Annotated in this window: 7 protein-coding genes; all 7 read left to right on the forward strand. The window is 47.3% G+C overall.

Annotated features, from left to right (window positions below; translation table 11 throughout):
- The coding region (locus PHS46_08145) for a peptidoglycan DD-metalloendopeptidase family protein (protein ID MDD3906471.1) at window positions 1–1,719 on the forward strand (1,719 nt) is incomplete at its 5' end.
- A gap of 1 nt (window position 1,720) precedes the next feature.
- Window positions 1,721–3,358 carry a hypothetical protein gene (locus PHS46_08150; protein ID MDD3906472.1) on the forward strand — a complete coding sequence of 546 codons (1,638 nt, stop codon included), beginning with the start codon at window positions 1,721–1,723 and terminating at the stop codon, window positions 3,356–3,358.
- Window positions 3,345–3,950: a hypothetical protein gene (locus PHS46_08155; protein ID MDD3906473.1), complete on the forward strand. Its 606-nt coding sequence runs from the start codon at window positions 3,345–3,347 to the stop codon at window positions 3,948–3,950. The genes PHS46_08150 and PHS46_08155 overlap by 14 nt, the downstream gene beginning before the upstream one ends.
- 39 nt (window positions 3,951–3,989) lie before the next feature.
- Window positions 3,990–5,081 carry a hypothetical protein gene (locus tag PHS46_08160; protein ID MDD3906474.1) on the forward strand — a complete coding sequence of 364 codons (1,092 nt, stop codon included), beginning with the start codon at window positions 3,990–3,992 and terminating at the stop codon, window positions 5,079–5,081.
- 1 nt (window position 5,082) lies between these two features.
- Complete coding sequence (locus tag PHS46_08165; GenBank protein ID MDD3906475.1) at window positions 5,083–6,957, forward strand: baseplate J/gp47 family protein; 1,875 nt, start codon at window positions 5,083–5,085, stop codon at window positions 6,955–6,957.
- Between the two features lies 1 nt (window position 6,958).
- Window positions 6,959–8,698, forward strand: a complete 1,740-nt coding sequence (locus tag PHS46_08170) for a baseplate J/gp47 family protein (GenBank protein ID MDD3906476.1) — start codon at window positions 6,959–6,961, stop codon at window positions 8,696–8,698.
- 9 nt (window positions 8,699–8,707) lie between these two features.
- Entirely contained in the window at window positions 8,708–9,511 is an 804-nt protein-coding gene (locus tag PHS46_08175; GenBank protein MDD3906477.1) for a hypothetical protein, read from the forward strand.
- Window positions 9,512–9,714 lie beyond the last annotated feature (203 nt).

Raw genomic sequence — 9,714 nt, forward strand, 5'->3', positions numbered from 1 at the left:
ACTATGCAGGGAATCGGGATGGCGGATGCTTATTCCCGGCTTTCTGGTGCCAAGAATGACGATTTACTCGGTCAGGGTAAATCGCTGCAGGGAATTATGGAATTTAGCAGAGCGTATGGATTGTCACCTGACGCCGTTGCCGGTCAATTCGGAGCCGGGGCGCGGGCGGGTGGGTTTAAGCCTGGTGATGCTCGGCGCTTCGCCGATATGCTGTTTTCGGCACAGAACGGCGGGGGGGCTATTTCTAGTTCAAGGATAGAGGAGTTGCTGGGAGCCACAACGGACCTTATTTCTCAGCTTTCTTCTGTGGTACCTACGATTGGTGAAGCGGAAACATCCAAGCTTATTGCATTCCAGACCATGCTTGGTCAAACGAATTTATCTCCATTGCAAGGCGCTGGCGGAGCACGCGTCATATCCTCTCTTAATCAAGGTATGGCCGGGGGCAATGAGAACGTAAGGGCGGTTTTGCTCCGGGGCTTGATGAAACAAGGTATGAACCCGCTGGATGCTATGACGGAGCTTGAAAAGGGTGTTGCCGGAAAAGGCTTCCCTGCACTCCTGAAGATGATTAAAAACATGTCTGGTGGGAATGAATTGCTTGCGGCGGAATTCCTGCATAGTAACTTTGGGCTTTCTTACGGTCAATCTTCTGCGCTTATCCGGGAGGGGGTAATAGATGACCCGGACCTTATTTCTTCATTCGACAACAGCGTTAAAAGCGGAAAAGGCATAGGGGCAAAAGCCGCAAAAGCTATGGGGACACGCGGGGGTAAGTTGCAAGTAAGCGAGGCAACAATGTCAAAGGCTAATCTAAGGCTTGGGGAATCATTGTTTGATGGCATCGTGCAAGCCTCGAGCGATATCGCAAAAAGCCTCGATTCGGCGGCTGGTAGGCTTGAAAAAGCTATAGATACAGTGGCCTCGAAACTAGGAGAGTGGGCGGGTGATGTTGGTAGAGATGTTATAGATGCACTTGTTAATTCGTTGACAGGTGAGGGGAATTCTGTTCCCTTTGGACCTGGCAAGCTATCGCAATCGATTTTAGGAATGAATATGCCTCTTCTGGGCGTAGCAGGTCTAAACTGGCTTCCTGCGTTAAGTAAAGGGCAGTTGCCGGGAGCTCCCAGAGATGGCGGTAAGCGGGTGCATCAAGGAATAGATGTTCCCGGCCCCCCTGGAACCCCTGTTTCTTCCAGAATGGCGGGATATGTAAAAGAAATACATGATAGGCATGGTTGGGGTGTGGATTCAAAAGGTAAACCTCTAAGTGCTGTAATTATTATGGGTGATAATGGGATAGAAGGAACCTATGGTCATGTGAACCTACCAAGAGGGATGAAGGTCGGAAGTAGAGTAGAAGCCAATTCTATCGTTGGGAGTATAGGGAAAGATCATGTACATGAGGAATTTTGGGATAATCCTAACCCTCGAAAAACACGGCAAGGAAAAAACGTAACACTGCAGTATTATTACAGTTTGCGGGACAAGGCAAAAAAACAATCAATGCTCCTTCCAGACGCAGCTACGGGCGACAGCACGGACGCAGGAGGCAAGCTGGCGCAGTTGAACGTAAACATACAAGTTGACGGCACCACGGACGCCCTATCCCCCGAATTGGTGGCACAGATGCGCGGGATGGTTGCCGAAGCGATAAGGCATGGTTTACCGGGTATGAATATCGGTATGCAGCCGGTAGTGGTGGGAAAGAGGGGATAAAATGTCATATCCTGTTGTTGTTGAAACGTCTATGCCGAGAATACATATCTCTGTGCATACATCATATGGCACTTTTTATATATCCCACGACGCGGCGAGTAACGGTCGAGATGGCGGTGCCGGAATAGACGATCTTTTGATAAGCTGTAGCACGGGAAAGACCCTTGCCTCTCCCGTAGGAACGTTTAACATTGTCCTTACCCGCAAGAAAGTTCGGGTATATAAAGAAGACGGCGTATACTCCATGAAGTCATTCCACGAGATAGTATCGCCCTATGATATAGTTATCATCTCCATGAAGCAAAGCGTTGCCGGAGCCGATGGTAAATGGGAAACGGTAATGATAGGGTTTGCGAAGCGGATATTCAAGACAACATCTTTTGCACAGGATGGCAAGCCACAACTCGCAGTTGTGATAAGTGGCGTTGACTTCGGGCAGTTGTTCATTCAGCAACAGATAGTAAGAGATTACCGTGTAGATCAAAACGCCTCTCTTCTCCCAGCGGGGTTTTCTTGGCTTGGGTCGGAAATACCTTCAAAGGGAAACATAAGAGATCTGGTTCAGATGCTCTTCCTCCATTGGATGCGTGTTGTAAGCCCGGTAACTCATAACTACTGGACGAGTAACATAAGTATAGCAGATATGATTTACTTTATCAGCGATAGGTTCGCTACGGAGTATTTTCTTCCCGGTAAGGAAACACTGCAGGCATATACCGGGGCAGTGTGGAATCTCATGCTGTCTATGACGAATGAGCCCTGGACGGAGGTATTCTTTGATACGCGCAGCCCGGAAGAATTCAACAAGGACAATGCAAACAAATATGATGTAACGCTTCCATCGTCTTTCTCTGACCCTATAACAGCGAGCGCAAGTATAACTTTAGAAGGAGGAGGAAGCCCTATCGTAAAAGACAAGCTTGATGAGGCTATTCCCGGAGATAATTACCCATACATAACGGGGCGTCCGATGCTTGTTTTGCGACACACGCCATTTGTAACGCGGCGCGATGATTATTTGTGGTATTCGTTGAAGAACAACAAAATAGCAGATATTGATGTTATCAGTGATAACACAGGAAGGAGTGACGATAAGGTCTTTAATTTTTTCTATGCGAGCCTGGGCCTTATCGGCAATAACACTTCAGCGATAGCAAGTATCATCGTAGAACCGTTGTTAAACATTGATAGCATGATAAAACATGGATTCCGCCCGTTGGAGGTCACGAGCCGGGCGCTGACTTCTAAGGCTTTTGAGGATGATGGGAAAGGGATGCGTGCGCTGGCCATTCTTTTGACCGAAAAGCTCTTTGATTGGAACTTCCGCAATGACGAATACGAGGAAGGAACTATGCAACTTCGCGGGAATCCCGAGTTGCGTATAGGCCAAAGGATTACCAACACAGACGCTCTTATGCAATACTATATACAGAGCGTGCAGCATGACTATGTAAACATGCAGAGCTTTACAACATCTGTGGAAGTCGTAAAGGGGATGCCGACTATCAATGGAGACAGGCTAAAAGACGAATGGACAAAAAACGGGATAGCTAAAAAAGCGGTACCGCTTCATGTTAAACAATCAGAAGAGCAATCATGGCAGACAAGCGGAGGGGGAGCAAACAATGACATGGGATAAATATTTTCCTGGTATCGGTGTTTCTAAAGACCATTCCGATACCTCTTCAGACCTTAATCGCCTTCGCATAGGACTGGTGGAAGCTATTACAGCCAGCGGAGATGATGGATATACGGTAGATATACGCTTACATGATGGGTGTATATTGAAGAATTGTTTTATTGCTTCCCCGCACGCGAGCCTCGATTCCGGGTGGTTATGGCTTCCTAATGTCCGTGATATTGCGGTTGTGCTTATGATAGAAGGACAGAAGGACAATGCAATCATTATGGGATTTATTCATCCATCACAGAAAAACGTCCTTCGGGATTTTGGCGATGGTCACGGTAAGCATATCCAGAACCGATTCCGGATGCGACACAAGAGCGGTGCGGAGATTCTTATGGATGCTGATGGCACTCTCCATATCAGGAACAAAGAAGGTGCCAGAATAGAGATGAACGGAACAAATGTTACGGTTTATGCCGATACGATCAATCTGGCCGGTCCGGGAGGGGCTGCGGTCGCAAGAGTGGGCGATGCGGTTCAGGTAAGCCCGACAACGCATATCGGGTCCATAACGGCAGGGTCGAGTAAAGTTTCAAGCAATTGATACCTTGCCTGGCACGTTATACTATAGAGGGGGTATAATATGCCGGACGAGTATAGAACAACTGAATCTACTTATCGAAAACAAATGCGTACGGCAGGTAATGGCGTTGCCGTGCCTAAACGCATGTCCTTTCAGATAACAAATGAGACGGCTGGAAAAATCGAGCGGCAGTACCATTTCATCCTTAATCCGGAAGATTATAGCCAGACCGAGCAGAACAGGGTAACGATTACGCCCACCAAGGGGGGGGCTTATGTTGACCGTTTCGGTCCCGGTCTTATCAATATACAGCTTTCCGGGACTACCGGCTATGCGCGAAGAGAAGGTGACGCAACGATCAACGGCGTTGTGGTGGCCGACAGCATAGATGGTTGGATAGCATTTAATAAGATGCGGGAAGATATATACCGCTATTTTTTAAACGCAAGCAAGGATTCCAGGCAGAATTATCAGCTATACTTCTATAATTGGCGTGAGAGAGAAACGGAGCGATGGCGGGTAGAACCGCAGCAGTTCACCCTTCGCCAGTCTGCTTCTAAGCCTTTGCTGTATATGTATAACATAGAAATGACGGTTGTTGGTAGCGCAGATGACGCGGATAAAATAAAAGATGCCTACCAGGCAATGCTGGTATCTCTTGATCTGCGAATGCCTAAAGTGGCAACGGCAATATCTGCGACTGTGGAAGCCGTTCTCGAGCAGTTTTCTAACGAGTTGAGTGCCGAACAGGCAGACGCTGCTGCGACACTGGCTCAGAGCGGGATGCCGTCAATATCTTCGCAGCCGCCTGCGACAATTAATGCATTGAAAAATGTTCTTGACAAGGCTGGAGATTTAACGACGCAGTTGCAAGATTATGTTGATGGCAAGACTAATTTTATCTCTACCCCAATGAGCAGTGTCACCGCTATGGCAACACAAATTAGAGGCGTATTGGAAGACTTTACAGGCAATTATGATTTACTGAACGATAACGAGCTTGGATTGATACGCAACATGAGAACTTTATACTGCAATGTATCGGTCATAGCTTCTTATCCCGATCTGTTTAAGCAAGGGATAAATTCACAAATAAGCGATATTCGCAATCTTTTCATGGATTCCGGATGCGCGACAACTTTGAGGGCTTGAAATGGCGGAACAGCTTATAGAATACAACGTAAAAGCAGGAGATACGCTGCAGGTAATTGCTCAAAAATACTATGGAGATGCGCTCCGGTGGTATGAAATAGCTATGCTGAATAATCTGGATTATCCTTTTATAACGGAGGAAGACAGTTTTCAAAAAGATACTACCGCTGCTGGGGCTGTAAGGTTCTATCGTGCTTCTCCGGAATTGGCCGTTATTTATATTCCCATGGGAACGATTGTCTCCGTACCGGCAACGTCAAGATCGGACGAGAGGCGTTATGTGACTACGGTTGCGGCGCAAATAGCATCATATCAATCGTCTGTTGTGGTCCCTGTCGTAGCGATAAACGCTGGTGCAAAAGGTAATTGTGCTCCCCGGCAGATAAGCGGGGTGTTATCTGATGTTTACTCTGAAGCGGCTACGGTATCGGGGGCGATAGCACCGGCAGGGGTTAATGGCATATATAAACCGGCAGAAAGCAATCAGGGCTATATCGCTTATAAGCATGTCACGGAAGATTATTACCTTTGGGGCGTGCCTGCCGGTTGGTCTGTTGCGGAGAAGGTTGCGCCGCCTGATGATAGGTTTTTTACGGATTTCTCCGAATACACTACAGGCGTGAAGCCGTCAGATTGGACGGAAAGGTTTTCTGCCTCCGGGAACTGGTATGTGCGCGAAAAAGAAGGGACTACCGGAGGTAAATGCTTAGAGAATGGCAATACTTTAAATTTTGGGATGAGGCTGGTTGCTTGGGATGATATTGCAGCTAAAGCGGATGTAGAGATAGTTTCCCGTCTGCGTTCATCGGTTACAGGTGGAGATTATAATTATCTCGTTGTTCGAGCGGCGGGAACGGCATCTACTATGAGCGGCTACTCAGTGGGATTGTATGGTAATGGAACGGGAATAGTCTTGAACAGGTTGGCCGGTGCGGGAGTAGCGGGCTTGGCTATCTACAGCTATCCGTGGCAGGCGGATACTTGGTATTGGATGCGTTTTCGTGCGATAGGAACTTCTTTAAAGGCAAAAATATGGGCTGACGGCGAATCGGAGCCCGCAGAGTGGCATATTGATGCAACAAATGATGTCGTATCTGCTGGCGGATGGGTAGGCGTTGGCCTTTATGCCAGCAATCGTTATCAGGATTTTGATTGCGTAGGTGTGGGAGTTGATGGAGCAGACGCACCCGTATCATCTGTCAATAATGCTATTATGCAGTATTTTACTAATTCGAATGAAGAGAGGTCCGGGGCATACAATCCTACTGTCTATGGGGAAGGAACGGCAATAGTTACCTGTCCTGTGTCAGATTTGGTTGCGGCAGAGGGAATAGTTGTTAGTAACGATTCTCTTGTAACGGGTGGAGAAAGTAAAAATGTCAAGAAAGTTGGCGAACGGCTACTTCTTCTTGCGGACCCTGATTTAATAGAGGGGGGCGTAACAGGACTTAATGAAGCACAATCGGAAGATTTCTACTCATACATTTTGGGGGAAGATTTGTATTTAAATGAAGGTGGCGAGCTTGAAGAGGATATAGGGGCTTCATTCTTGAAAGACGTGCGGAGCGTTTCGGGACTGGACAATCTCGTTCAGAGCCTTAATCATCGGCTGGCAACACGCAAGGGCGAACTGGTGTTTCATCCTATGTATGGTTCACTGCTTGAAGATATTGTCGGTAGGCGCGGGGAGCCTCAATGGTTGGAATTAGCTGCCATAGAGGTGAAGAGGGTTGTCGGCTCCGATCCAAGAATAAAAGAAGTTATCAGCGTAGAGGGGGATTTTGCGGAAGGTGTGCTGGCTTTTGAATGCCAGGCGTATGTGATAGGCGAGACGGTTCCGGCGAATTTCGTTTTGCAATATAGGCGGGGAGGATAACATGTTTAAGCTCAAGAGCTTCGAGAATATAGTTGCCAGCATGATAAATTGGTGTGCGGCACAGACAAGCAAGGTCACGGATTATAATATAGGCAGCAAATGGAGAACCCTGATAGAAGCTACCGCAATGGAGCTTGATGAATTCTATTACCGGATGTATGACGGCTTAAAGAGTGCTATTGAAGAGGCCATTTTTGCTGCTTTTGACTTCCCATTGCTGGACGCTGCTGCGTCTACGGGAATAGTAACCTTCTCAAAGAGCGAAGCGGCAGAGGTAGACTATGCTATTCCGGCAGGAACGATTGTCTCTGTACCGGCAACATCAGCATCTAGCGCGATATACTTTGAAACGGTTGCCAATGTCATTCTGGCATCCGGTGCAACGTCTGTTGCGGCGGCGGTAAGGTGTGCGCGGGCTGGCACTGTCGGCAATGTGGCGATAGCGTCCATAGATACCATAGTAAGCACTCTTGTCGGGCTAGAGGCCGTTACAAACGCTTCTGCATTCACTGACGGAGCAGATCGGGAAACAGCAGATGGGAGAAAGAAGCGATTCAATCAATATATTGCTACTTTGAGTCGTGGAACGAAAGACGCTTTGGAATATGCGTCAAAAACGGTTCCTAATGTAGTGGGCGCTTATGCCTTTGAAAACCCCGATCTTAGTTGCTTGGTTTATGACGCAAGCCCTGAAGGGTATGCAGATCAATCTTCAAACATAAATATCCCGTCAGGATATACGTTTTCAGCTTTGCCTGCGACAGAGGCTGAAAATGATGCTCTGTATCTTGGCTGTGTTATTAAGTTTTCCTATATGTACATGAAGTTTTATACCGCAGGCGTAGGGTCTGCGGGAGCTTGGGAGTATTGGAACGGCTCGGCTTGGGCGGAAATAGCTGGCGTTACCGATGGAACTTCTGGCCTCACAGCTAATGGAATCGTGGAGTTTACCGTTCCGGCAGATTGGGTCATCAAACAAGTAAATGGCGTTTCCGCGAGATATTGGATTAGATTCAGGGTTACTACGGCTACATATACGACTACTCCGGTTCTGTTGTATGCTATAGTTCCGCCAGAGCCTGGATTCGTAGATGTCTATGCTCACAATTCAAGCGGTGTTTTACCCGCTGAAGTATCCCTATCCCCTACAAAGGATTCGGGAAGTGGTAATTCCACTATGAGCGCCATAACCGTGAGCGATGATGCCACTTTGGAAGAAGATTGGATAGTAGCATTCACGGATGCCACAAACTTTACAGTGACTGGTTCTAAAACCGGTTTGGATGGGTCTGGGGAAACGGGAGTTGCCTTTTCCTCCAATTCTGGCGCAGTATCGTTTACCATTACGGCAGGGGATACCCCGGAAGACGATACAACGGTATGGATTTTCTCTACCGCTTCAATGCGAGGGAAGATATTGGACGCCATTGAGGAATATAGAGCGGCAGGAATCCATGTAGATGTAAGGCAACCGGAGCAAGTTTTGGTAGATATAACAGCTACGTTGCATGTGGCGGCGGGGTATAACAAAGTTGCTGTAAGGGACGCTGTTTCTCTAACTATAACCAATTATCTTAATGCCTTGTCAATCAATCAACCGGTTTATATTACACGTTTAACGCAGATAATTATGGCAATGGATGGAGTCTATAATTGCTTAATCGCCGTTCCCGCTGCTGATGTAACGGTTTTTCCTTACCAGCTTGTCCGGGCCGGGACGATAACAATAACGACGGCATAGGAGAGGTAAATGCGAGCGACTGAAATAGCAAGCTCAATAGCACATAACCTTAATAGGGTATGGAATAAAGAGGCCGCAACACGTGTATTTGTGTGGGAAGGCGGTTTATCCGTCGTTGTCGGTGATATTGTCCTTCCGTGTGACCCTGAGAAAAATCCGCGTCGTTATCGATGCGTCGTAGGCGGTGTTACCGGTTTAGCGGAACCGTCATGGACCGAAGGCGTGGATTTATTTGTGGATGGAACAGCAACATGGATAAGGCTCGTAGGCAACAATAACATCTTATCCTCTCTTCTTCTGGCGATTGGGGCAGCATTTAAGCTCTTGGATGAAGATATGAGTCTTGCCTTGCTACAGATGAATATTCTCACTGCGAGCGGTAAATGGCTTGACTTGTGGGGTAGCTGGTTTGGTGTGATTAGATATGCCGATGAAGCGGATGTGGATTATTCGAGACGAACGGTTGCTTCCTTGAATGGTGACAGAACAACAATTGCGGCTATTCAAAGGGCAGTTTTGCAACTTTCCAATGAGTTTCCGGTAATATCTGAACCTTCCAGGGCGGAAAAACTTGAGAGCGTAGACCACAATCTCAAATATTATGTAAAGATTGCGCTCCCCGGCGTGTCCGGATGGGGGTTTTTTATAGATCAATCTTACCTTGATGTTAGCGAATTGGAAGACCCTATGAGCGCGGCATTATACCCATTAAGCTTGTTTTATACCGCACAGGTTGACGAAGATATGCAAGCTGCGGTCGATAGTGTTAAGGCGGCTGGGATAAAAGCAGTAGTTGTGAGAGAAGTTTCTTGACGCTTTTGATACGATAAGGGTGTGGGGAGGTGATACTTTTTGAATAAAGTAAAATGGTGGGCGAATGAGCTTGTAATTCTCGACGATCTGGATGCCAGCATAGGCTTGATAGAGGATGAATTCGAGTCTTTGTTGGCTGATGTTTTGTTTGGCGATATGAGCGGTATTGCTGTAATAAGCGGGATGACAGTTTCAGTAACTGC

The organism is Candidatus Omnitrophota bacterium, assembly GCA_028699255.1.
Classification (GTDB): domain Bacteria; phylum Omnitrophota; class Gorgyraeia; order 2-01-FULL-45-10; family 2-01-FULL-45-10; genus FEN-1322.

Excerpts from the sequence above, each read along its gene's own strand:
- PHS46_08150 (MDD3906472.1), top strand. The coding sequence starts at position 1,721 with ATGTCATATCCTGTTGTTGTTGAAACGTCTATGCCGAGAATACATATC.
- PHS46_08155 (MDD3906473.1), top strand. The coding sequence starts at position 3,345 with ATGACATGGGATAAATATTTTCCTGGTATCGGTGTTTCTAAAGACCAT.
- PHS46_08160 (MDD3906474.1), top strand. The coding sequence starts at position 3,990 with ATGCCGGACGAGTATAGAACAACTGAATCTACTTATCGAAAACAAATG.
- PHS46_08165 (MDD3906475.1), top strand. The coding sequence starts at position 5,083 with ATGGCGGAACAGCTTATAGAATACAACGTAAAAGCAGGAGATACGCTG.
- PHS46_08170 (MDD3906476.1), top strand. The coding sequence starts at position 6,959 with ATGTTTAAGCTCAAGAGCTTCGAGAATATAGTTGCCAGCATGATAAAT.
- PHS46_08175 (MDD3906477.1), top strand. The coding sequence starts at position 8,708 with ATGCGAGCGACTGAAATAGCAAGCTCAATAGCACATAACCTTAATAGG.